Source organism: Nostoc sp. DedQUE05, assembly GCF_034530955.1.
Classification (GTDB): Bacteria; Cyanobacteriota; Cyanobacteriia; order Cyanobacteriales; family Nostocaceae; genus Nostoc.
This window is the reverse complement of the sequence record NZ_JAVRCB010000035.1, coordinates 13,251-36,134: the sequence shown is the minus strand read 5'-3', so window position 1 is coordinate 36,134 and position 22,884 is coordinate 13,251. Positions and strand designations below refer to the sequence as shown.

21 protein-coding genes are annotated in these 22,884 nt (G+C 41.4%); 12 read left to right on the top strand and 9 right to left on the bottom strand.

Annotated elements, in window-relative coordinates:
* Positions 1-112 precede the first annotated feature (112 nt).
* On the bottom strand, positions 113-613 hold the full coding sequence (locus RMZ42_RS23720) for a YfbM family protein (RefSeq protein WP_322673720.1): 501 nt from the start codon (positions 611-613) through the stop codon (positions 113-115).
* 852 nt (positions 614-1,465) lie between these two features.
* On the opposite strand from RMZ42_RS23720, the gene RMZ42_RS23715 reads away from it, so the two are divergent.
* Positions 1,466-2,902: a phosphoglucomutase/phosphomannomutase family protein gene (locus tag RMZ42_RS23715; protein ID WP_322673719.1), complete on the top strand. Its 1,437-nt coding sequence runs from the start codon at positions 1,466-1,468 to the stop codon at positions 2,900-2,902.
* A gap of 82 nt (positions 2,903-2,984) precedes the next feature.
* Positions 2,985-3,566 (top strand): RdgB/HAM1 family non-canonical purine NTP pyrophosphatase, encoded by a 582-nt coding sequence (gene rdgB / locus RMZ42_RS23710; RefSeq protein ID WP_322673718.1) that lies wholly within the window; start codon positions 2,985-2,987, stop codon positions 3,564-3,566.
* Between the two features lie 118 nt (positions 3,567-3,684).
* Here the strand turns inward: rdgB and RMZ42_RS23705 are convergent, their stop codons facing one another.
* From RMZ42_RS23705 to thiD, 3 genes are all read right to left on the bottom strand, one after another.
* A complete protein-coding gene (locus RMZ42_RS23705; RefSeq protein ID WP_012410794.1) occupies positions 3,685-4,023 on the bottom strand; it encodes a P-II family nitrogen regulator in 339 nt (112 codons plus the stop codon).
* A gap of 357 nt (positions 4,024-4,380) precedes the next feature.
* On the bottom strand, positions 4,381-4,989 hold the full coding sequence (locus RMZ42_RS23700; RefSeq protein ID WP_322673717.1) for a hypothetical protein: 609 nt from the start codon (positions 4,987-4,989) through the stop codon (positions 4,381-4,383).
* A gap of 199 nt (positions 4,990-5,188) precedes the next feature.
* Positions 5,189-6,022, bottom strand: a complete 834-nt coding sequence (gene thiD / locus RMZ42_RS23695) for a bifunctional hydroxymethylpyrimidine kinase/phosphomethylpyrimidine kinase (RefSeq protein WP_322673716.1) — start codon at positions 6,020-6,022, stop codon at positions 5,189-5,191.
* Positions 6,023-6,536: 514 nt separating this feature from the next.
* Here thiD and RMZ42_RS23690 point away from each other — a divergent pair.
* Positions 6,537-6,698 (top strand): hypothetical protein, encoded by a 162-nt coding sequence (locus tag RMZ42_RS23690; RefSeq protein ID WP_322673715.1) that lies wholly within the window; start codon positions 6,537-6,539, stop codon positions 6,696-6,698.
* Between the two features lie 231 nt (positions 6,699-6,929).
* A complete protein-coding gene (locus RMZ42_RS23685; RefSeq protein ID WP_322673714.1) occupies positions 6,930-9,815 on the top strand; it encodes a choice-of-anchor D domain-containing protein in 2,886 nt (961 codons plus the stop codon).
* A 276-nt stretch (positions 9,816-10,091) separates the two neighbouring features.
* On the opposite strand, the gene RMZ42_RS23680 is transcribed toward RMZ42_RS23685, so the two are convergent.
* Positions 10,092-10,520, bottom strand: coding sequence for a hypothetical protein (locus RMZ42_RS23680; protein ID WP_322673713.1), 429 nt, complete (start codon positions 10,518-10,520; stop codon positions 10,092-10,094).
* Positions 10,521-10,639: 119 nt separating this feature from the next.
* On the opposite strand from RMZ42_RS23680, the gene RMZ42_RS23675 reads away from it, so the two are divergent.
* Together RMZ42_RS23675 and RMZ42_RS23670 are read left to right on the top strand one after the other, a co-directional pair.
* On the top strand, positions 10,640-12,490 hold the full coding sequence (locus RMZ42_RS23675; protein WP_322673712.1) for a S8 family peptidase: 1,851 nt from the start codon (positions 10,640-10,642) through the stop codon (positions 12,488-12,490).
* A gap of 140 nt (positions 12,491-12,630) precedes the next feature.
* The gene (locus tag RMZ42_RS23670) at positions 12,631-12,864 is read left to right on the top strand and encodes a hypothetical protein (protein WP_289796246.1); all 234 of its coding nucleotides are present in this window, start codon (positions 12,631-12,633) and stop codon (positions 12,862-12,864) included.
* On the opposite strand, the gene RMZ42_RS23665 is transcribed toward RMZ42_RS23670, so the two are convergent.
* Together RMZ42_RS23665 and recA are read right to left on the bottom strand one after the other, a co-directional pair.
* Positions 12,851-13,174 carry a thioredoxin family protein gene (locus tag RMZ42_RS23665; protein WP_099103723.1) on the bottom strand — a complete coding sequence of 108 codons (324 nt, stop codon included), beginning with the start codon at positions 13,172-13,174 and terminating at the stop codon, positions 12,851-12,853. The genes RMZ42_RS23670 and RMZ42_RS23665 overlap by 14 nt on opposite strands.
* A gap of 371 nt (positions 13,175-13,545) precedes the next feature.
* Complete coding sequence (gene recA, locus RMZ42_RS23660; protein WP_292865143.1) at positions 13,546-14,625, bottom strand: recombinase RecA; 1,080 nt, start codon at positions 14,623-14,625, stop codon at positions 13,546-13,548.
* A gap of 509 nt (positions 14,626-15,134) precedes the next feature.
* Here recA and RMZ42_RS23655 point away from each other — a divergent pair.
* Both RMZ42_RS23655 and RMZ42_RS23650 read left to right on the top strand, forming a co-directional pair.
* The gene (locus RMZ42_RS23655) at positions 15,135-16,505 is read left to right on the top strand and encodes a DUF262 domain-containing protein (protein WP_322673711.1); all 1,371 of its coding nucleotides are present in this window, start codon (positions 15,135-15,137) and stop codon (positions 16,503-16,505) included.
* Positions 16,462-16,689, top strand: a complete 228-nt coding sequence (locus RMZ42_RS23650) for an HNH endonuclease signature motif containing protein (protein ID WP_322673765.1) — start codon at positions 16,462-16,464, stop codon at positions 16,687-16,689. Before RMZ42_RS23655 ends, RMZ42_RS23650 begins: the two co-directional genes overlap by 44 nt.
* A gap of 75 nt (positions 16,690-16,764) precedes the next feature.
* On the opposite strand, the gene RMZ42_RS23645 is transcribed toward RMZ42_RS23650, so the two are convergent.
* Both RMZ42_RS23645 and RMZ42_RS23640 read right to left on the bottom strand, forming a co-directional pair.
* Complete coding sequence (locus RMZ42_RS23645) at positions 16,765-17,193, bottom strand: type II toxin-antitoxin system VapC family toxin (protein ID WP_322673710.1); 429 nt, start codon at positions 17,191-17,193, stop codon at positions 16,765-16,767.
* Positions 17,186-17,419 (bottom strand): hypothetical protein, encoded by a 234-nt coding sequence (locus RMZ42_RS23640; RefSeq protein ID WP_229469801.1) that lies wholly within the window; start codon positions 17,417-17,419, stop codon positions 17,186-17,188. Before RMZ42_RS23640 ends, RMZ42_RS23645 begins: the two co-directional genes overlap by 8 nt.
* 141 nt (positions 17,420-17,560) lie before the next feature.
* Between RMZ42_RS23640 and xseA the strand changes: the two genes are divergently transcribed.
* The 4 genes from xseA (at position 17,561) to RMZ42_RS23620 (ending at position 22,031) form a co-directional block, all read left to right on the top strand.
* On the top strand, positions 17,561-18,829 hold the full coding sequence (xseA, locus tag RMZ42_RS23635; protein ID WP_322673709.1) for an exodeoxyribonuclease VII large subunit: 1,269 nt from the start codon (positions 17,561-17,563) through the stop codon (positions 18,827-18,829).
* Positions 18,822-19,049, top strand: coding sequence for an exodeoxyribonuclease VII small subunit (gene xseB / locus RMZ42_RS23630; protein WP_099102361.1), 228 nt, complete (start codon positions 18,822-18,824; stop codon positions 19,047-19,049). The genes xseA and xseB overlap by 8 nt, the downstream gene beginning before the upstream one ends.
* 253 nt (positions 19,050-19,302) lie before the next feature.
* Positions 19,303-21,561: an ATP-binding protein gene (locus RMZ42_RS23625; protein WP_322673708.1), complete on the top strand. Its 2,259-nt coding sequence runs from the start codon at positions 19,303-19,305 to the stop codon at positions 21,559-21,561.
* Positions 21,558-22,031 (top strand): response regulator, encoded by a 474-nt coding sequence (locus tag RMZ42_RS23620; RefSeq protein ID WP_322673707.1) that lies wholly within the window; start codon positions 21,558-21,560, stop codon positions 22,029-22,031. Before RMZ42_RS23625 ends, RMZ42_RS23620 begins: the two co-directional genes overlap by 4 nt.
* Positions 22,032-22,884 lie beyond the last annotated feature (853 nt).

Genomic DNA, 22,884 nt, shown 5'->3' with positions numbered 1-22,884 from the left:
TTCTACCGCGTGAAGAGACTTTTGCAAGAGATTTCTTTGTTGAAAACAAAATATTGTATCAGACACTAAATTCGAGGATCAATGCTTAACTAAAGTGTATTCTATGTAAAGCTCAGGATATGTATAACAACACTACATCACCACACTTAGCTGCTTCTTGAAAGAACTCTACCACGTAGATATAGTAATCAGTTATGTACTCTAATGCTTCCTTTCCTTCTTGCCATACATGTGGATAAACGTCTGCTGTCAAAAGTGCTGAAGGATCGAAGCGGGCTTCCAGATCGGTCTTGGAAATCTTGCTTAATTCTTTTGCTACTTCTTGTACTTCTTGAGGCGAGAGGAAGCGGGCTGGGCCAAAATCAAAATCTGGGTTTTCTGGATCGCCTAGTGGAGTACCGCCCATGACAACATTTGTTAAAGGCGGATCGTTTGGGAGTGCCGATCCAGTAAGTAAAAAATGCAGACCATGCCATGTCTTGTCAATATTGAGATAGCGCCCATCTGATTCAGATGCCTCGTCATCAGAGAATAAATAGGTAACAATAGACTCTGGATTATTTTGTAATTCAGTAAGTCGATTGGGTGTGATACGTCTATAGTGTCCTATCATTCCCATATTATTTCTTACAAGATTAAGCTACTGTTTTTGATCTCCCAAAATATAGCCTTTTGATTTACGATTTGTCTCGTTCCCATGCAGAGCATGGAAATGGCTTATTAGAGGCTCCGCCTCCAGTCAAGATATTGAGTCTCAGGCTTTAAACCGATTTTTTCAGTGACAAATAGATTTATAAGTCCATTACAATGATTGTTGCAAAGACTTAAGCCTTTCTTATATATGGAAGAACATTTGTTGTAAAGTATTAAGCCTTTCCAAAAAATAATTATACATAAGCTGCAAATACTTAAACCTTTCTTATATATGGAAGAACGTTAGCTGCAAAGTATTAAACCTTTGCAAAAAATAATTATACATAAGCTGCAAATACTTAAACCTTTCTTATACATGGAAGAACATTAGCTGCAAACGCTCAATTTTTGACAACTAATGTTTAAATTTGAGCGATGTCGAATGAGACTTAGCACCAAAAAACAATGTAGAGACTTAGTACTACGTCTCTTTGGCTTAATGCACTACGATACAATCAATTTAACCACCTCTACTGCCTGCGCTCGTAGTCAACACCTCTTCACAACATTCGACTCCAACTGATTCTCCCTCCGACATTCCGCCTCTTGAGAGTGGCGATCGCCTACATTTGTGATGACCCGTAGGCAAAAATGGATAAAGTCGAGCTTAGTCTTTGGTTTTATTCCTCTGTTCAAGCTACCCCTAGATTTTAAAAAATTAATTATAAATTTTGTGTTGAATATTATTAGTACATACTTTTACTAGATTCTTTTTTTACTCTGCACACTGTATAAATGCTAGAATCCTCAAGTAGACAGTTAGGATACTTAGATGCCAGTTGTAACTAACTCAATCAAGTTTGGTACAGACGGCTGGCGGGGCGTTATCGGTGACGAGTTCACCTTTGAACGCCTAGCCCTGGTCGCGCCAGTTGCCGCAAAAGTATTATATGATACGTATTTTTCTACGGTGGGTAGCCGGACAATAATTGTCGGTTACGATCGCCGATTCATGGCCGAAGACTTTGCTCGTGCTGTCGCCGATACTGTCTCTGCTGTCGGCTTTGATGTGCTACTGAGCGAAAGCTTTGCCCCAACTCCAGCTTATAGTTGGGCAGCAAAAGAACTCAATGCTTTGGGGGCGCTGGTAATTACAGCCAGCCATAATCCTGGCGCATATTTGGGGTTAAAAGTCAAAGGATATTTTGGTGGGTCGGTACCGCCAGAAGTCACAAAAGAGATAGAAGCGCAGTTGTCGGTTGGAGTACCACTAGCAGCTACCCCAGGCAAGCAAGAGAAGTTCGATCCCTGGCCCAGTTATACCCAAGCGCTAGAAGGTAAAGTTGATATCGCTAAACTTCGAGAAGCGATCGCATCTGGCAAACTGACATTATTTGCCGATGTTATGCATGGCGCGGCGGCTGGCGGATTGGCGAAACTACTAGGCGATCGAGTCAAAGAAATCAACAGCGATCGCGATCCCCTCTTTGGAGGCGGTGCGCCGGAACCATTGCCGAAATACCTTTCAAAGCTATTTGAAGTCATCAAGACTCACCGAGAAACCGATAAATCGGGTTTAACAGTGGGGTTAGTATTTGATGGAGACTGCGATCGCATTGCAGCAGTAGATGGAGAAGCCAACTTCCTCAGCTCGCAAGTATTAATCCCGATATTAATCGACCATTTAACCCTGCGGCGCGACTTTAAGGGTGAAATAGTTAAAACTGTTAGTGGTTCCGACTTGATGCCCCTTGTAGCAGCACTACATAACCTGTCAGTCTTTGAAACAGCAGTTGGTTATAAATACATCGCTGACAGAATGTTAGTAGCAAAAGTGTTGCTGGGCGGTGAAGAATCAGGAGGAATTGGCTATGGCAGCCATATTCCCGAACGCGATGCATTGCTGTCAGCATTGTACGTACTAGAGGCGATTGTCGAATCTGGTTTGGATTTAGGTGAATATTATCGCTACTTGCAGAAACAAACAGGATTTATCTCAGCATACGATCGCATTGACTTGCCCTTAGCAAATATGGAAGTGCGATCGCGTCTTTTGCAACAATTGCAAACCCAACCCTTAACGGAAATTGCAGGGAAAGCAGTGATTGATTGCCAAACAATTGACGGCTACAAGTATCGCCTTGCAGATAAAAGCTGGTTAATGATTCGCTTTAGCGGGACTGAGCCAGTTTTACGCCTGTACTGCGAAGCCTCGACAATTGAGCAAGTGCATCAAACTCTTGCTTGGGCGAAACACTGGGCGGAGTAAAATTAGTGAGGAGTTGAGAGTTAGGAGTTAAGAATTAATAACTCATAACTTATCACTCCTAACTCCTAACTGATAACTTTTTATGACATTACTTGTAGTAGCCACAGGAAATCCAGGTAAGTTGCGGGAAATGCAAGCTTACCTGGAAAATTCTGGTTGGGAATTAACCCTTAAACCTGAAGAGTTGGAAATTGAAGAGACGGGCGAAACTTTTGCCGCTAACGCTTGTCTAAAAGCGTCGCAAATTGCTAAAGCTACGGGAAACTGGGCAATTGCTGATGATTCAGGCTTGCAAGTAGATGCCCTAAATGGCGCACCAGGAGTTTATTCTGCACGTTACGCCAAAACCGACTCAGAACGCATTGCTAGGGTACTCAAAGAATTAGGCAACGAGGTAAATCGGCAAGCTCAATTTGTTTGTGCAGTAGCGATCGCTCGTCCTGATGGTGCGATCGTATTACAATCTGAAGGTATTTGTCGCGGCGAAATTCTCCACGTGCCTCGTGGTGATAGTGGTTTCGGCTACGATCCAATTTTTTATGTGCAAGAGTTGCAATTAACTTTTGCTGAAATGACACGGGAGTTGAAGAGGTCAATTAGCCATCGAGGCAAGGCTTTTACAGCTTTACTTCCGCAATTAGAGAGAGTTAAGAGACGCGATTAATCGCGTCTGTACAAAAGTTAAGAGTAGAGACGCGATTAATCGCGTCTGTTAGAAGTTATGAATTCTGCTAAATCTTCATTCATTAGTCTTGACTCATAACTCTTAACTCATAACTTTTTTAAACTGCTTCTGTGTTCTTTTCGCCAGTGCGAATCCGAATCACTTGCTCAACAGGCGAGATGAAAATTTTACCATCGCCGATTTCACCAGTGCGGGCAGCAGCAATAATTTTGTCTACCACCATATCAACTTGATTGTCGTCAACGACGATTTCCACTTTGAGTTTTTGGAGAAACTCAACGGTGTACTCAGAACCACGATATCGTTCAGTTTGACCTTTTTGCCGTCCGAACCCCCGGACTTCAGAAACAGTCATGCCAACAATACCAGCGTTAACTAAAGCAATTTTCACCTCATCTAGCTTAAATGGGCGGATAATAGCTTCGACTTTTTTCATCTTCTTGACTCCTGACTTCTACTAGCTTCGTTTATATATCTAACCAGATCCGCTGTCCGAAGCTGTAACTAGCAGTGCTTTTCCTAAAAAATATGTAATAATTACAACTTTTTTAAAGTGTAGGTGCTTTACTTGAGGGTTTATGACATAACAAGCGGCAAGGATTTATTAATTGGATAATCTTTGAGGTTCTAACATCAAGAAGTTGCTGTCAATTTAACATTTTATGTAGCTTTTATAACCTAAAAATAGATTGTTTCCACCATTTAGCAGATTTGTTCAGATATTTAGAGAGCGATCGCAGCCAAATTGCATACTAGCCCGAAAGCCTGCTACTGCTGACTGTGGGAATGTCAACTAACGTTTCTGATGTTCAAACAAGGGACGCACAACGAAATATCCAGCACTAAAGGCAGTCAGCATGATTAACAAGATGGTAATAATTAACCACCAGCCATTGAGTCCCTTGACATCTGGCTCAGTAGTGGAATAATAACTGACTTGCTGCTCTTCTATAAAAATTGGTTCTGATATCGGAAAGTTCATTTCCATTACAGGTGCAGAAAAGTCTTGGCGGCGGCTTTTTTTAGCTGGTTGTTTGGACACAACAGATGGACGCGAACGAGAAACCTGCTGAGGTGAACGCGCTTGTGTTACTGGCTGTTTAGCAACACTTTTAACATCACCAGAAGCTTGGTTAGCTTGGGGATAATTAGCTGTAGCATGGGAATCGACAAAATTTTGCAAACGAGAAAAAGACTCAACGACTTTGGTAATTTCTTGGCGTAATAGTTGATTTTCTTGTACTAGTTGCTGATTTTGGGTGGTGAGTGCATTTAGCCTCGCCTGTGCTGCTTGCAACTCTGTTGACAATTCCCTGTATACAGATAGTGGTACAGAGGGAGGATAGGCTTGAGTACTCAATGTTGGCGAATTTCCGTGAACAGAACCTATGGTTGTTCGCATCGGGGGCTTGGTATTAAAAATCAAAGTAATTAGATCGTACAGAGATGCTAACAGAGATAGTCACCCCTGAAACTATGCCCAAGAATAATAGAAAAATACCGAAAGGGCAAAGATTTTTTATTTGGGCATTGAAGATGAGGTACTGAGAAAACTTTTCTTTAGTCCCTATCCCGAATGCCCAGTCTCCAATCTCTAATCCCTAGTCTCTAGTCCCTAGTCCCCACAATGGGAAGAAGTGTCCCACAGGGCCTTGTCCTTCGCCAATATCTAGGGCGTAAGTGAGTGCGGTAGTCACATATTCCTTTGCCTGTTGCACTGCCTGCCACAAATCTTTTCCTTTAGCTAGATTAGCAGCGATCGCAGCCGATAATGTACAACCAGTACCGTGGGTATTTTTTGTCTCTACTTGCTGGCAAGTCAAAACTTCCAACTTGTCCCCATCAAACCAAATATCAACGCCACGTAAATCTCCCTGCATACCTCCGCCTTTGACTAAAACAACCTTTGTCTTTAAAGTCTTGTAAATAATTTCCGCAGCAGCTTGCATATCCTCTAAAGAATTAATTTGTAAACCGCTCAAAATCTGGGCTTCATAGCGATTGGGCGTAATCATAACCGCTTTCGGAATCAAAGCATGGCATAAAGTCTTTACAGCATCATCATCAATCAATTGTGCTCCCGTGCGTGACACCATTACTGGATCGACTACTAAATTATTGATTTGTAAAGCTTCCACTTGCTGGGCAACAGCAAAAATAATTTCCTGATTGAGCAACATTCCAGTTTTGGCAGCTTGTACGCCAATATCCTCAACTACTGCCTGAATTTGCGCTACAACAGCCTCTGTTGGCATAGCATCGACCCTCTTCACTCCTAGAGTGTTTTGTGCCGTGACGCAGGTTATAGCACTAGTACCGTGGACACAGTGAAAAGCAAAGGTACGTAAATCAGCTTGAATTCCTGCACCACCACCGCTATCTGAACCAGCAATGGTTAAAGCTACAGGTATTCTGGAGTTTATTTCAGCGTTCATATTATGAAGATTAAGTAAGTTAGCGTCATCAAACCAAACTATCTCAAAGATTGATGAACTAGGCTAAAATCCTTTTTCTTCCTGCGCGCGATCGCAATCTAACTTGAGAGTTCTGAATTATTTAGAGAAACTTCATCAAATCCTTGCACAAAGCGCTTTTTATGCTCATATCATTCTGGAAATTAATAGAACTCCAGCAGACATATCCATAATTTTTTGAATTTAGTTGTAAAAAAACTTACCATGTTCAGGAGTTTTACTGATATCAAGTGCTATTTGTAAAGGTTAGTTTTAACTAAGTTCACAACGCTCAGTTACACCGCTTAAAACAGGTTCAACTAAGTTGTTACATTAGTCCCCTTAAGTTAAAGGGTCAACCTAACTAAAGTTTCAACCAATTTAACTTCGATCGCTTTAACTTTAAGTCCCCAGTTATCAGCTAAGGGTGAATTTTACCATGCAGATTTGGCAACCTCTTGACCTAAAACAACGCATAAAGTTCAGAGGAATTACTATGCCAAATACGATCGTTTTATTGAAAAAAACAGATGCTAAAGCTGGTTTACAAAGAGCAGCTATGTCTACAATGGGCTACGCCTACGCAGTGGCTAAAGATAAAGTCTGGAGTAGAAGTATCTACGCGCTAATCGTCCAATTAATCTCAACAAAACTCTGACGATTGACGGTATTGATATTCCTGATTTAACCATTAACGGTTGACAGGAGAAAAATTTTTCAGTTTGACAACAGTGTTTCTATAATCGACGCGATTTTAAGTCGCGATCGGATAACTGTGACTGTCCTTAACAGTTCAGATAGATGGCTCATTCAAATAACTACTTAGCAACTGAAGAAAGTTGCTGAGATTGTACTACCAATTTCCCTTACACATATTCGGAGTAAACAGATGGCTGGCAATACATATTACGTTTCTGCAACAGGCAGTGATAGAAATAATGGCTTAGACGAAGAATCTGCATTTCTCAGCTTGGGTAGAGCCGTATATGAGATGAAAGCAGGCGACACCCTCTATGTGATGAATGGAAATTATCAAATGAAAGGGATTACGCTTTTTAACTTGAATGGCTCACCAGATAACTGGACAACAATAAAAGCTTATCCAGGGGCTACGCCGACGATCACAACAACGGGAAGTGGCATTAATATATTGAGTTCATCCTACGTGCGGATTGAAGGACTTAATATAAAAGGCAATCGGGAAAACATCACTCTCGAATATGCCTTGCAAGAGAAGAATAACCTGAATAACCCCTTGACCAATAGTAATGGTATTGCTGTTAATGCATGGAAAAACGTTGATGGTGAAGGTGGTACTAATCCCCATCATATTGTCATCACTGGTAACACAATCCGTAACTTTCCAGGTGGAGGTATAGCATTCAGTAATTCAGACTATATAACTGTTGAGAAAAACATTGTGTCTGGAAATGCTTGGTATTCACCTCACGGCAATCAGGGAATAACCTCTCTCAACAGTTTTAATTTTGATAACAATACCACTGACTACAGAATGATTTTGCGAGACAACATTGTCTACGATAACCAAAGTTTAGTTCCGTGGAAAAATGGAGGCGTTGACAAAATTACTGAGGGACATGGGATTATGCTTGATACTACCGATATCAGCAAAGATAATGTGCCCTATACAGGTAAAGCATTAATTGCAAATAACATTACTTACAACAATGGAGGTGCAGGCATTAATGTTTTCAAAGCTACCAATGTTGATGTTATCAACAACACAGCTTACAAGAATGCCCAAGTTCTTACAGATTCTGGAGAGATTAGTGTTACTTACTCGGAAAATGTACGTGCCTACAACAACATTTTGTATGCAAACGACAATCAATATGCTAACAGAATTAAGTACGACACAAATGTAATTTTCGATCGCAATCTTGTTTATAACTCGAACCTATTCCAAGCTTCAGATAATTTAAACGCTACAGGGTTACAGAATCTTTTGGGTCAAGATCCTCAATTCGTTGATGCAGACAAAGGGAATTTTGCACTCAAACCTGGAAGTGTTGCGATCGATGGTGGTTCCAATGCCTTCAATAGCATCACTAAGAAGACTCCTCAGGATGGTGATGGTAATGGCAGTACAGTCATTGATATTGGTGCATACGAAGCTCCCCGCAACTCCACCAAAACCCCAGAAATTCAAGTTCTCAATGGCAATGTTGACATTATAGATGGCAACACCGCTATTAACTTTGGTGAGACTCTTGTTGGTGAACCCTTGACTAAAACCTTTACTATCAAGAATACCGGTATAGCTGCACTCAACCTAAGTAATCTTAAACTTCCCGACGGATTTAGTTTGGTTGGAACTCTTCCAACGAGCGTAGCTGTTAATGCTTCCACTACCCTATCGGTGGCACTCAACCCCACTACAACCGGCGTCTATAGTGGCAGCCTCAGTTTAAACAACAACGATATTAATGAAAGCCATTTTGACTTTGCCATTAGTGGCACAGTTAATGCTCCAGAAATTCAAGTTCTCGATGGCAATATTAACATTACAGATGGCAACACCACTGCCATTAACTTTGGTGAAACGACTGTTGGTGACAGCTTAACCAAAACCTTTACCATCAAGAACACCGATACAGGCATACTCAAGCTGAGTAATCTGAAACTTCCAGACGGATTTAGTTTGGTCGGAACTCTTCCAACGAGCGTGGCTGGTAATGCTTCTACTACCATATCGGTAGCACTCAACCCCACTACAGCCGGTACTTATAGTGGCAACTTCAGTTTAAACAATAACGATAGTAATGAAAGCCCCTTTAACTTTGCTATTAGTGGCACAGTTAGACCTGCTCCTGCCCCAGAAATTCAAGTTCTCAATGGTACCAACTCCAATGACACCTTTGTTATCCAACGAGGTGATGGCAATTACAGCATCACCAACTTTGGTGGTGTAGGTACTGGCTCAAATCCTCCGGCTACGGTCATTGCCAAGATAGATACCTTACAATTTATTGGGACTGAATTGACTGCGAGAAATCTGCAATTAACTCAAAATGGCAGCAATTTAGAAGTCAGCTTTGGAAATGTGGCTAATACTAAAGTCACTCTGCAAAACTTTAAGTTAGAAAACCTAGACAACTTAGCCGCATCGACAACAAGACCTGCCATTGGCAATATCATCTTTGACGGAGAAGACAGTGTTACCAAAAGCTTTGATGTGATTAATGCCAACTCCACTCAAACATATATTTCTACAACAAACACTGTCACTTTCCTCAATGACTTGAACAATAACATCAGCGGTTTTTACGCTTCCAACGATGTGATTAATGGTCAAGGGGGTAATGATACCATCGATGGCAGTGGTGGTGACGACCTACTGCGGGGTGGTACTGGCAACGATCTTCTCATTGGTGGACAAGGCAATGATACTCTTGTGGGTGGCATCGGTGCTGACTCTTTCCTCTACAACACCAATTCCATCTTTAATAGTGCGGTTGTGGGTATTGATACTATCGCTGACTTCAATCGCTCTCAAGGTGATAAGATTGTCCTCGATAAGACTACCTTTACTGCTATTACTTCTGTTGGGGGAACGGGTTTTAGTAACGCCAGTGATTTTCAAATCAGCAGTTCAGGGGCACTTAGCAATGCTGTGATTGTTTACGACTCGATGACTGGGCAGTTACTATACAATCAAAATGGTAGCGCTGCTGGTTTCGGCAGTGGTGGTCAATTTGCACAACTTACTCGTGCGCCCAATCTTACTGCTTCTGACTTTATCATTCAAGCATAGCTAGTAGTTCGCCAAGGAAACTTGACTCTTTTAAGGGCAAGGGGGAAAGGGAAAAGATGTTTACTCCTTTAACCTTTCCCCTTTTCCCAGCCTTCACCTAACAATTATTGAATTTATGGAGATGTTTAATAAATGGTAGTCAAGTAAAAGCCATTCCAAAAAACATCTTTCCAATAAAAATGTCGTTGTCCATGAATAATATCATCACTAGCGATCTAACTTTTTGACCAGAAATAGCCGTATTATTTGGAACTTATAGTTGTAATATAACTACTGCTATGGTTGCGATCGCAACTCTTGTAATAGCCCCTGCAAAAACTTTCCCCATTCTGCTGCCAAAGGGATTTCTGTAAACGGAACCCGCACGGAATTAGCAGATTCGGAAAATAGAAATTCTAATTCTATGGAACGACCTTTCTCTGGTGGATTGTTTACATCTACTGATTTTTCATCTACTAAAACCTGGATTTGTTTGATATCAAGCAAGGAGAATGTTTCTAGTTTAATCGGCCCTTGAGGCGTAGGTTTTCCCCAAGTGATATTGTTTTCTTTTTGACCTAATACAGCATAAATATCATACTTAGCCCGTTCAAATTGCTCTGCCCAAGTGCGATAGGCTTCGACTTTTTGATACTCCTTCGAGCCTTGCCAAGCCAACCAGAAAAACATTACTAACAGCGGCAACCACAAAAGACCACGTTCCATCGTTTAAAAAAATCCTCAGTTTTGAGTGAAACTTGTAACTAAAAGTGCAAAATCTACCAACAAGGGGTCGAGATAAGTTATGGTATGAGCAAACTGGCAAAAAGCGGTGATGAGTTAATATGAGAAAACTTATATTATGGTGCTTGTTTGTCATTGGGCTGGGATCTGCCATATTTGGTTTCCTGAATTTTCAGGGATTGGCAGCTAAAGGAGAGTTTGAGACGATTTTGCTTGATTTTCGGGAAGATATTCCATCACTTGTAGTGGAACAGGGTTTGCAAGCGATCGCCAAACAATACAACGTTACACCCCAATTAGACAACAAGTTTTCCAAAAAAGATAATGTGTATATTATCAAGGGCGATCGCCAACGGCTCCAAGAACTGAAAAAATCTCAGTTTGCCCAAGCGACAGAATTCATTGAACCAAACTATATCTACAACAAGATTCCACAACCAGGTAAAACCGCTTGGCTAGGTGAATTTTTAACACCCCAAGAAGATGAAGAAGCAAGTCCTTCATTAACTGGCCCTAATGACCAATATTACAGCAAGCAATGGAACTTGCACAAAATCGGTGTTGAAGGCGCATGGAGTCAAACCAAAGGCAGTGGCATCACAGTCGCAGTTATTGACACTGGAATTACCAAGGTTCGCGACTTGTATGAGACAAAATTCGTCAAGGGCTATGATTTTGTTAACGACCGAGAAGAAGCCACAGACGATAATGGTCACGGTACCCATGTTGCCGGAACTATTGCTCAAGCCACAAATAATAAATATGGCGTCGCTGGAATTGCCTACGAAGCCAGTCTGATGCCCCTGAAGGTACTCAGTTCTTATGGCGGTGGTACCGTTGCCGATATTGCCGAAGCGATTAAATTTGCTGCTGATAAAGGCGCAGATGTAATTAATATGAGCTTGGGTGGTGGCGGTGAAAGCCAGTTGATGAAACAAGCGATCGAGTATGCTCATCGAAAAGGTGTTGTTATTATTGCCGCAGCCGGAAATGAAAACGCCAATGGAGCAAGCTATCCAGCTCGCTATCCCTACGTCATCGGCGTTTCGGCAATTGGCCCAGATGGCGAAAGAGCGCCCTATTCTAACTTTGGTGCAGGAGTAGATATCTCTGCTCCTGGTGGTAGTGAAGCTGGTAAAATTCTCCAAGAAACCATCGATGAAAAAGGCGAAGGCGTATTTCTCGGCTTCCAAGGTACAAGCATGGCTTCTCCCCACGTTGCCGGTGTTGCGGCATTAATCAAAGCTGCTGGCATCAAAGAACCAGATGAAGTTTTAAAAGTCCTCAAACAGTCGGCGCGAGTTATTCAGGATGATGGTTTGAACTATTATGGCGCTGGACAACTCAATGCAGAAGCAGCAGTCAAACTAGCCTTTAGCGGACAAATCAGTTTTCCAGATTTCTTTCGGTGGTTAAGGGATAGCGGCTATCTTAACCCCGGCTTTTGGATTGATGGTGGTGCGGTAGCACTGTTACCCAAGATTTTAATGGTAGTTGGTTCCTATCTGCTGGCTTGGTTTTTACGCGTTTACTTCCCCTTCACTTGGAGTTGGTCTTTATCCAGTGGACTAATCGCCGGCAGTTCTGGGTTATTCTTCCTCAAGGGAATCTATATTTTTGATCTTCCCCAATGGCCTTTCCGGGTTTTGGGCAGTTCAATTCCCGAATTAGGTAATACTCTCCAGGGAACTGATGCATTAAATCCTCTATTTGCCAGTGTACTGATTCCCATTGTGTTGATGGCATTGCTGCTGGGACATCCTAGTTGGAAATGGTTTGCCATTGGTTCAACTTTAGGTGTAGCAGCGTGCTTAACTACAAGTGCGTTTTTCGAGCCGACAGTTTGGGGATTAGGAAGTGGTAACTTAGCACGTCTTTTCCTCATTGCTAATGCCCTAGTCTGTTATGGACTTGTTCGTTTAGCATTGAAAAACGAAGAGAAAATAGCATAAATGGGGAATAGGGAATGGGGCATTGGGCATAGCGCATGGAGAATCAATTTTTTTAACTCCTAACTCCTAATTCCTAACTCCCAATTCCCTACTCTCCTTACTCAGCACTCAGCACTCAGCACTCAGCAATCAGCACTGTTATGAGCATTACACTTACAGGTACAGTCGAACGTCGTGATATTGGTACAGGCGCATGGGCGTTAGTTACAGAAGAGGGCGTTACTTACGAAATCCTCAGAGGGGCTGACAAAGACCTACTCAAAGCCGGACAAAAAGCAAAAGTTAAAGGGCAGGTGCGTGAAGATATCATGACAACTGCCATGATTGGCCCTGCCTTAGAGGTCAAATCTTTTGAGGTAATTAGTTCTGATTAGCTGTGGAATTTAGAACCTCTTGCAGACGACTTCTAAACTCCCCTTTGGGATGACCTCCTTTTACTTCACCAACAATCTGAAATTCCCCCTCTGGAGAATTGCAGAGGATGTAAGTAGGCCATCCCATTTCTGATTTATCGGGATATTGAGTCAATAAAATCTTGCGATACTTGCGGTAAGCAGTCGTATCTTGCATTTTTACATCGATAAACTCTAAACCCAGTTCTTCAGCCACCTTTTTGTCATAAAAAGACATTTTGTGGCAGATGCCGCACTCTTCTGAAGAGAACTTAATTACAGCTAAACTCATGGGTTGGCTACTCTTTGATTATAAACAAAGTTTTTTAGCATAATGCCATGAAATATTACCATATAGCTGGTCATTAGTGTCAATCTCAGGCTAAAACCCCGATCTAGTATTTTTATCCTTTTTCCTTAATAGTAGTTGTCAAGTTTAAATTAATGGGTTATCGGTAACAAACCAGTGCCGTGTCTACGATGGGCTACACCTACGCCAAAATATCAAGTTGGATGTGTTTATCAGTTCAAATCTATTCACGATCAGGATTTAAGCTTGTATTTAACAATATCCAAATCTCGATTTTTGAAAAAATAAGGTGCGTTAGCTGTCTTTGTAACGCACCATCTATTAGCAATTGCAGATTAATAAATCCACATTCCTTATTCTTCTGGCTCTAAATCGACTTCTTCCTCTTCATCTTCGTCACTAGCTTTAGCGACAGAGTTAGCAGAAACAACAGCGCCTTTATCTAGCTTTTCACGCACTAGTTTCTTGATTTCTTCAGCAAATTCAGGCTTTTCTTCTAGATACTTAATGGCGTTATCTCGTCCTTGGGAGATATTATCGCCGTTGTAACTATACCAAGCTCCTTTGCGGACAATAATGCCAGTTTCTTCTGCTAAGTCAACAAGACAACCCAAGGTAGAAATACCTTTACCAAAAATAATGTCAAATTCCGCTATTCTAAAAGGCGGCGCTACTTTATTTTTGGCGACTTTGACTTTTACACGATTACCAAATTCATCTGTACCTTTTTTCAAGGTTTGAATTCGGCGAATGTCCAAGCGCACCGAAGCGTAAAACTTCAATGCGTTACCACCAGTTGTGGTTTCTGGGCTACCGTAGGTAACACCAATTTTTTGTCGCAACTGGTTGATGAAAATTACTGTACAACCAGATTTACCAATGTTTCCAGTAATCTTACGTAGGGCTTGGCTCATTAACCGCGCTTGCAGGCCAACGTGAGCATCACCCATATCGCCTTCAATTTCAGCACGGGGAACCAATGCTGCTACTGAGTCTATAACTACAATATCAACCGCAGCAGAGCGAACAAGTTGATCGACAATTTCTAAAGCTGATTCGCCAGTGTCAGGTTGGGAAATCAACAAATTGTCAATATCTACACCCAATGCCGCAGCATAAGTAGGGTCTAGGGCGTGTTCAGCATCAACAAAGGCAGCAATACCGCCATTTCTTTGCACTTCGGCGAGCGCGTGTAGCGCTACTGTAGTTTTACCAGAACTTTCTGGCCCATAAATTTCAATTACCCGCCCCTTGGGTAAACCACCACCCAATGCTAAATCTAGGGTAAGCGCTCCACTGGAAATCGTTTCCACCCGCATCCGGGTAGCATCGCCCAAGCGCATGATTGCTCCTTTACCAAAGCTGCGCTCAATCTGGTTGAGCACCATAGTCAGTGCTTTTTGCTTGCCAGAAGTATCGGTGTTGATAGCCATTCCTGCCTCTAATGCCTCTTAATATATGGTTTTAAGGAGTGTTGGTGTCGGAGTTTGAGTAGAACAGATATACTATTTTAACCAGAAAATTCTGGAATAGGACTTCTCAAATCAAAAAAGGGGTGTGACAAGATCGTAACTCGATCGCTACCAGATTAGGGTAGTTTTGCACAATGATACCAACTTGCATTCAGAGATAGCTTTTTTTGGCTGGGTAAGCAAGGGTTTTCAAAGAAAAAATAAATTACCTAAACAACCCTGTCAGTAGAACCGTACTCGTGAGCTTTTGCGAAGGTTGCTAAATTAGGAGCGATCACCATGCCAATTAGCATATCATCGATAGCAGCTTTATCGGGTCGGGGTTAGATATAGAAAGCTTTTAGGGTAGTAGTAAAGGGATTTTCAATGCTTGAAGTGACTTTCAGCTTTGAGAGGCTATGATGTTCAGTCGTACTTGCTGCTTATGAGCTTGACGTATAATTGTACCAATACAGGGGAAAACATCCATCATGGCTAAAGTTAATCTAGATGCTCTGATTCCACGAGAGGATTTTGATGTGGAAGAAAATATTAATCTAGGTAAGAAAAAAGAAACAATTTCTATTGAAGACCTTAAAATAGACTCATTCTTCTTTTCAAACATCAGAAAACCTGATTTTCAAAGAGAAACTAATGAATGGGACAAAAATCGAATTTCTGAATTTATCAAAAGTTTTATTGAGGGCGATTTAATACCAGCAATAATTTTATGGCGAAGTACAGGCGGCTACTTGTTTGTAATTGATGGTAGCCATAGATTAAGTGCTTTATCTGCTTGGGTAAATGATGATTATGGTGATGGTAAAGTTTCAAAACTCTTTTATGATGGGGTAATTTCTGATGAACAACTAGAAATTGCTCAAGAAACACGAAAATTAGTAAACAAAACAGTCGGTTCGTATGATGATTTTAAGTTGGCTTCCACATATCCTGATAAATTTAAACCCGAAGTTGTCAAATATGCTAAAAATCTGGCAGCCTTGGCAATTCAACTTCAATGGGTTGAAGGTGATGCAACTAAAGCAGAAAGTTCATTCTTCAAAATTAATCAACAAGCTGCACCAATAGATAAAACTGAGCTAAAACTCCTTGAATCTAGGAGAAAGCCTAACAGTATTGCAGCGCGTGCAATTATTAGAAGCGGCAAAGGGCATAAATATTGGTCATCTTTTTCAAATGAAACACAACATCAAATACAAGAAATAGCTAAAGAGATTAATGAAATACTTTTTGCGCCTAAGTTAAAGACCCCTATAAAAACTCTGGACATACCAGTTGGAGGAAAACTATATTCATCACAAACATTACCACTAATTTTAGATTTTATTAATGTTGTTAACAATCTTGATTTTAATAATAAGGGAATTAACGATGACTTAACTGGTGAAGCAACAATACAGATTTTAAAGAAGACCAGAAAGATTGTATATAGACTAAATAGTAATCATTCCTCATCTTTGGGGTTACATCCAGTTATATACTTTTACTCAAAAGAGGGACGGCATAGAACAGTATCCTTACTCGCTGTAGTTGATTTTGTAATGGAACTTGATAAAAGACAAAAAATCAATGACTTCATTAAAGTACGAGAACAGTTTGAAGAATGCCTCATAAAATATGATTATTTGATTCAGCAAATTTATTTAAAATATAGGTCTGTTCAAAAAAGCTACAAAGATGTATCAAAATTATTTCAAAAACTTGTAACTAATTTACAAACCGAAAAAGCAATTCATAATATTCTAAATGAAATTATATCTAGCAATGATTTTCAGTACTTGACTATTCGTACAATAAATCAAGAAACTCATTCATCTACACAAGACTTTAATACGAAATAAAAAAAGTGAGATTTATATAAAAGATGCATTACAAAATGCACAAAAATGCAAAATTTGTCAGGGTCTTATCCATAGAAACTCAATTTCGATTGATCATATCCAGCGTAAAGAAGATGGCGGATTGGCAAGTGTAGATAACGGACAGATAACCCATCCATACTGTAATACAGGGTATAAAAATTAAGTTATAAAATACATCTGCATTAGATAATTTAGCTAATGGCGAAACTTGATACCACTTCATCCATCACCATTGTTACTATAAACGCCAGTTATCTAGTCTTAGTGAATAATTTAAATCTTGAATTCTTTGATAATGAAATAAATTACCCGTAACTAAAGTTAGATTATGACTGATGGCAATTGCAGCAATCATACAATCGGGATAACCAATTCTTTTTCCGGTTGTCTCTAAATCAGCGTAAATTTTCCCTGCTAATACAGCTTCTGTCAAGTCAAAGGATAATATTTCCTGTGAAGCCAGTATAGTTAAAAATTGCTGAAGACGTTTTTCTTGCTTACGTTTTTGCCAACCTTCTACAATTTCCATGACCGTAATTGCAGAAATTGTATATTTATTAAATTGGCTTAAGTAACTATTGGCTTTGAAAATAATACGAGGATTTACTCGTTTAATAATTTCTGAAAGAATATCCGTATCAAGTAGGGATTTTTCTACTTCATTCATCTGTTCCAGTATATCCTCTTTTTTCCATCGCCTCAGCAACAATTTCATCAACAATTTCTGGAACATCAGCATATAATCCCATTAAAGGATCGTTTTTCTCCTGGACTTCTGCTAAACGTTCAATTACATGACTAATCAATTCTGATAGAGTTGATTGATTGACTATTGCCAGAGTTTTTGCTCGTTCAAAGGTGAGTCTGTCTAGTTCAAGTTCTATTTTTTCCATTATGGTTTTAAACTCTGTTTAGTGATTAATTTAAGTCTAATAGGTTTTTTGGATATTTTCAGTTTGGTTATTCAACAAAATAGCTATCAATTAACGTTATTTGCTAAGATTTGATTAGGCTTTTGCTTTCGTATATCTTTGATGACTCTCGACTTTCCCGACTCTCTGATTCTTGATACAGCGCTTTCAGTTTCTGGATTAACTGACTATATCCGTTTGCTGTTAGAGCAAGATGAACAATTGCGGCAAGTTTGGGTAACTGGCGAAGTTTCCAGTGCTAACAACCATCGCAGTGGGTTGTTTTTTACGCTGCAAGATCCCGATCGCACTGCCGGAATTAAGTGTGTAGTATGGAATAGCCAATTGCCAAAACTCGCCCAAATGCCTATTCCTGGCGAACAGATAATCATTTTGGGCAGTATTCGCGTCTATCCGCAACGGGGAGAGTATCAGTTATCAGTTTGGCAAACTCTACCTGTTGGTGTTGGTTTACAGGCACTGCGCTATCAACAACTCAAAAATCGCTTGCTGGCTGAGGGATTATTCGACGCGCAAAGAAAGCGATCGCTCCCAACCCACCCCCAAACGATCGCTGTTGTCACTTCACCAACGGCTGCTGCTTGGGGTGATATTCAAAAAACCTTGAAGCAAAGGTATCCAGGTTTACACGTTTTATTTTCTCCCGCGACCGTACAAGGCGACCAAGCACCAGAATCTATCGTCAAGGCAATTGAGCGGGTGGAAAGAGATGGGCGCGCCGAAGTGCTAATTTTATCGCGGGGTGGTGGCGCGGTGGAAGAATTAGCTTGCTTTAATGATGAACGAGTGGTGCGATCGCTTGCTAGTTGTTCTATTCCGGTAATTACTGGGATCGGCCATCAACGAGATGAATCTTTAGCAGATTTAGTTGCAGATGTATGTGTGCATACACCCACTGCGGCAGCGGAAATGGTTGTACCATCACTTTCAGAGTTATATACTGAGCATCGGGGGCGAGTTGTCGCTTTACATGAGGCGGTGCATGACTTTAAAGAAAATGCTGAGAATAAACTGCAAGTATTGCGGAATCGTTTGCGACGTTTGCGGTTAGATCGGCAAGTGCAGCAGGAGGTGGACAAGCTAGCTTGGAAGCGTCAGCATTTGGTGCAAATTACCACGGGGCGATCGCAGCAAGCAACGCAGCATCTAGAATTATTGCGGCAGAAATTGGCTAGTCTTGACCCGAAAGCGGTGTTACAGCGTGGTTATGCGGTGGTGAGAAGGGAAGATGGAGCGATCGCTCGTTCGGCAGCAGAGTTGGCTGTGGGGCAAGAGTTAATGATTCAATTGGGGCAAGGTGAGGTTAAAGTGAAGGTTATGGAAGTGAACGAACCGCAGAGGCGCAGAGGACGCAGAGAGATTAATGGTTAAACGTAAGGGTGCTTCTAGTTCTGAGGAAGGTTGGAATTATGAGGCGAAGGTTGCTGAAATAGAGGGAATTATTACTCGCATTGAGGCGGGTGAGTTGGAATTGGAAGCTGTGTTTGACCAATTTGCAACTGCTGTGGAGTATTTGCGTCAGTGCGAAGGTTTTTTGCAGCAGCGACAACAGCAGGTAGATTTGTTGATTGAAACATTAAGCCAAGAGTAGATGCCGGAGACTCCAGTTTGAGTCTAGGCTAGTAGTGTGAATATAGAAGTTTGCTTTTTAAGTCAGGACTCAAAATCTCAAATATAAAGCAATACAGTTCAGATAAGCCCAAAACACTTGTAGAGACGGCGATTTATCGCGTCTCGAAAACCAAAAATTGTTGCCACTAGCCCTTAACTGAACCGTATTGAGATATAAAGAGTTTCTGCCTCCTTGAAGCCAGAATTCTAATGAGGAGTTGGATAAACAGAGAATGACTGATGAAATCATTGATTTGACAAACTGCGATCGCGAACCGATCCACATTCCCAGTTTGATCCAGCCTCACGGGATTTTACTGGTTTTGCAAGATCCCACGCTGGAAATCCTTCAGGTGAGCAGTAACAGCCAGGAAGTCGTTGGTCGTCAACCCGATGAATTGCTGGGCAAGCCGATATCAGATTTACTCAATGTCAAGCAAATTAAACTAATTCAACAATGTCTTGCAGAGGATTTTGAGAGCGTTAATCCCCTAAATATAATCATCAAACATCAAAATAAATCAATTCATTTTGATGGCATTGTCCATCGTTTAGATACTATTATTCTTCTAGAATTGGAGCCGAAAAAAGCGAAGGAAAAAACAGGCTTTTTTGACTTTTATCAACAGGTAAGAGGAACCATTACCCGCATTCAAAAAGCACCAACGTTGCTAGAAATGTGCCAGATTGTGGTGACAGAAGTTCGGCGAATCACTGGCTTCGATCGCGTTATGGTCTATCGATTCGATCGCGAAGGAGCAGGCAGGGTCATCGCTGAAGATACCAATCAGGAAATGCCTTATTTGGATTTACACTATCCGCCCTCTGACATTCCCAAGCAAGCCCGACAGCTATACACCTTAAACTGGCTGCGGCTAATTCCAGATGCTAGCTACCAGCCTGTCACCTTAATTCCAGCGAACAATCCTTTAACAAATCAACCGTTGGATCTCAGTCTCTCGGTGTTGCGGAGTGTTTCTCCAATTCATCTAGAGTACCTGCAAAATATGGGCGTGACTGCCTCTATGTCTATTTCTCTGATGCACGAGCAAAAGCTTTGGGGATTGATTGCCTGTCACCATTCGTCACCCAAATATATTTCTTACAATATCCGCACCATCTGCGAGTTCATTGGACAGGTGATGTCTGTGGAACTGGCAAATAAAGAAGCAAGTGAAGATATTGATTACAAAAGTCAATTAAAGTCATTACAAACTCAATTTGTCGAAGGCTTGTCTCAGGCTGAGTATTTCCTGGATGGTATGGTGCAAATGAAATCTCAATTACTCAATCTGATCGGCGCCACAGGAGCGGTGATATGTAATGGCGATCAGTATATTCCAGTGGGTAAAACGCCATCGCAGTCAGAGGTTCACGCCTTACTTGATTGGATTAAACCTCAACTGCATCATAACTTGTTTGAGACGCGATCGCTGACGAAAAATTACCCTGCCGCCTCCTTCTTTAAAGCGATCGCTAGTGGCGTGTTAGCTCTGGAAATTTCCAAAGTTCACCACAATTATATTCTCTGGTTTCGTCCAGAGGTAATTCAAACGGTGAATTGGGGCGGCAACCCCAACAAGCCTGTGGAAGTTTTCTCAGATGGCAGTTTAAGAATGTCTCCTCGCAAATCCTTTGAATTATGGCAAGAAACGGTGCAAGGAGCTGCCCTACCCTGGAAACCCTGTGAAATTGAGGTGGTTACTGAACTGCGAAGTCTGATTGTGGGCGTTGTGTTACAGCAGGCAGACAAACTGGCATCGATGAATTTTGAGTTACAACGGAGTAACGAAGAACTTGATTCTTTTGCCTACGTTGCTTCCCATGACCTCAAAGAACCACTGCGGGGCATTCACAACTACGCTAACTTCTTAATGGAAGATTATGCAGATGTACTAGATAATGATGGAATTGCCAAACTGCAAACTTTGGTGCGGCTGACGCAGCGAATGGAAGACCTGATCAATTCTCTCCTCCATTTCTCGCGGTTGGGACGCGCCGAACTGGTCAGGCAATCAGTGAATCTGCATGAGTTAGTGCCTCAGGTAATCGCCATTTTGACCATTTCCCGACCGCAGAGCGAAGTTGAGTTTCGCATTCCTCAACCCCTGAAGAGCGTTCAAGGCGATCGCGCTCAGATTAATGAACTATTCAGCAACCTGATTAGCAATGCTATTAAGTACAATGATAAACCTGAGAAATGGGTCGAAATAGGTTTTATTGAAGGCAATGGGGAAAGCAAAGTTGCTTCTAATTCTGTAACTTTCTACGTTCGTGATAACGGTATTGGCATCCCCCAAGAACATCTCGACAAAATCTTTCAAATCTTCCGCCGCTTACATGGACGGGATGAGTTTGGTGGTGGGACTGGCGTAGGGTTAACCATTGCCCGGAAAATTGTGGAACGTCATGGTGGTAGAATTTGGGTGGAATCTACCCCAACTCTTGGTAGTACCTTTTACTTTACCCTGTCGGCGGAGGCAAATACATGACTCAAATTTCAGCCTCCCCGATCCCAGAAAAGCCACTACTTTTAATTGTCGAGGATAGCAATGAAGACTTTGAGACGCTGCAAAGATTTCTAGGGCGCTCTGCCATTGCGATCGCTATTCAGAGGTGTGTGAATGGAGAACAAGCCTTGGCGTTTCTTTATCGCACTGGTAGCTATGTGGAGCGCAAAAGTGCGCCCCGACCCGGCTTGATTATGCTTGACTTGAACCTACCCGGAACCGATGGACGAGAAGTGTTACGCCGGATTAAACATGATGATAACTTGAAGATGATTCCAGTGGTGGTGTTTACTACCTCTAATAATCCCAAAGATATTGAAGTATGTTATCAATATGGTGTCAACAGCTACATCGTTAAACCAATCAATTTTGCTCAACTGAAAAGAGATATTCAGATGCTTGTGGAATATTGGTTTGAAGTGACGACGCTGCCTGATTATCCCAAGGATTAGTCCTAAGTCAGAGATCGCGCATTGTCTTAATTGTTGATGATTGCCAGAAGATTGAGAACTCTATTTGCGGTATTTACTGCGTGACCAAGATTATTCCCATAGCATTTTAGCTCGACTTTATCCACGATTAAGAACTCGGTTTTCTGTATCCGGCAAAAACCCTAACTTTTGAGCAAATAGTTTTTCCAGATTACAGATTAGACCTCTTGCAAAAGTCCCTAACACCCCACCCCCAACCCCTCCCCGCTTGCGGGGAGGGGAGACAAAGCGTAGCTTTGGCGGGGTGGGGTTCTTTCTTATTTTTGATTTATGCAAGAGGTCTATTATCGATGAAGTTAAAAAGTAAAACTACTGTCCCATAAGGGTTGCATTCAAAAATACAGCATTTTGCGATCGCACCTCAGAATGTGGATTATATCTTAATATAGGACTCCTATTTGATTTTTGAACAAGACTCAGCACGGTATCCTTTCTTTCCTATTCCCTATTCCCTGTTCCCTGCCCACGCAAGTAAATTCTCCGAATCAAACCGGATTCCTATATATATTACTTATTGAGTATATTTGCAATTGTGATAATGGCGATCGCATTCAGTTTATATATGTCCTGCCATTGGTCTAATATTATGCTGAGTAAAAAATTTATTATTCAGACTGCAAAGTTTAGGGAACTGAGAGAAAGAGGGTTTTAAGACTTTTACATAGATGCAGTCCGACAATAATAACTAAGGGACTTCCAAGAAATAAATTATCCAAATAAACGTAGACGCATACTCCTACAAAGAAGCAAGCTAGCAAGAGCGTCTCCAAGAGTTGCGGCTACTCTACGAGAACGCCAAAGGCGAAGCCGCAGG

What these genes read in the sequence shown, in the direction of transcription:
- RMZ42_RS23670 (WP_289796246.1), top strand. Translation starts at nt 12,631, where the DNA reads ATGAGCATTACACTTACAGGTACAGTCGAACGTCGTGATATTGGTACA.
- rdgB (WP_322673718.1), top strand. Translation starts at nt 2,985, where the DNA reads ATGACATTACTTGTAGTAGCCACAGGAAATCCAGGTAAGTTGCGGGAA.
- RMZ42_RS23720 (WP_322673720.1), bottom strand. Translation starts at nt 613, where the DNA reads ATGATAGGACACTATAGACGTATCACACCCAATCGACTTACTGAATTA.
- RMZ42_RS23700 (WP_322673717.1), bottom strand. Translation starts at nt 4,989, where the DNA reads ATGCGAACAACCATAGGTTCTGTTCACGGAAATTCGCCAACATTGAGT.
- RMZ42_RS23625 (WP_322673708.1), top strand. Translation starts at nt 19,303, where the DNA reads ATGACTGATGAAATCATTGATTTGACAAACTGCGATCGCGAACCGATC.
- RMZ42_RS23680 (WP_322673713.1), bottom strand. Translation starts at nt 10,520, where the DNA reads ATGGAACGTGGTCTTTTGTGGTTGCCGCTGTTAGTAATGTTTTTCTGG.
- RMZ42_RS23620 (WP_322673707.1), top strand. Translation starts at nt 21,558, where the DNA reads ATGACTCAAATTTCAGCCTCCCCGATCCCAGAAAAGCCACTACTTTTA.
- RMZ42_RS23675 (WP_322673712.1), top strand. Translation starts at nt 10,640, where the DNA reads ATGAGAAAACTTATATTATGGTGCTTGTTTGTCATTGGGCTGGGATCT.
- RMZ42_RS23645 (WP_322673710.1), bottom strand. Translation starts at nt 17,193, where the DNA reads ATGAATGAAGTAGAAAAATCCCTACTTGATACGGATATTCTTTCAGAA.
- xseA (WP_322673709.1), top strand. Translation starts at nt 17,561, where the DNA reads ATGACTCTCGACTTTCCCGACTCTCTGATTCTTGATACAGCGCTTTCA.
- RMZ42_RS23655 (WP_322673711.1), top strand. Translation starts at nt 15,135, where the DNA reads ATGGCTAAAGTTAATCTAGATGCTCTGATTCCACGAGAGGATTTTGAT.
- xseB (WP_099102361.1), top strand. Translation starts at nt 18,822, where the DNA reads ATGGTTAAACGTAAGGGTGCTTCTAGTTCTGAGGAAGGTTGGAATTAT.
- RMZ42_RS23640 (WP_229469801.1), bottom strand. Translation starts at nt 17,419, where the DNA reads ATGGAAAAAATAGAACTTGAACTAGACAGACTCACCTTTGAACGAGCA.
- RMZ42_RS23665 (WP_099103723.1), bottom strand. Translation starts at nt 13,174, where the DNA reads ATGAGTTTAGCTGTAATTAAGTTCTCTTCAGAAGAGTGCGGCATCTGC.
- recA (WP_292865143.1), bottom strand. Translation starts at nt 14,625, where the DNA reads ATGGCTATCAACACCGATACTTCTGGCAAGCAAAAAGCACTGACTATG.
- thiD (WP_322673716.1), bottom strand. Translation starts at nt 6,022, where the DNA reads ATGAACGCTGAAATAAACTCCAGAATACCTGTAGCTTTAACCATTGCT.
- RMZ42_RS23715 (WP_322673719.1), top strand. Translation starts at nt 1,466, where the DNA reads ATGCCAGTTGTAACTAACTCAATCAAGTTTGGTACAGACGGCTGGCGG.
- RMZ42_RS23685 (WP_322673714.1), top strand. Translation starts at nt 6,930, where the DNA reads ATGGCTGGCAATACATATTACGTTTCTGCAACAGGCAGTGATAGAAAT.
- RMZ42_RS23705 (WP_012410794.1), bottom strand. Translation starts at nt 4,023, where the DNA reads ATGAAAAAAGTCGAAGCTATTATCCGCCCATTTAAGCTAGATGAGGTG.
- RMZ42_RS23690 (WP_322673715.1), top strand. Translation starts at nt 6,537, where the DNA reads ATGCCAAATACGATCGTTTTATTGAAAAAAACAGATGCTAAAGCTGGT.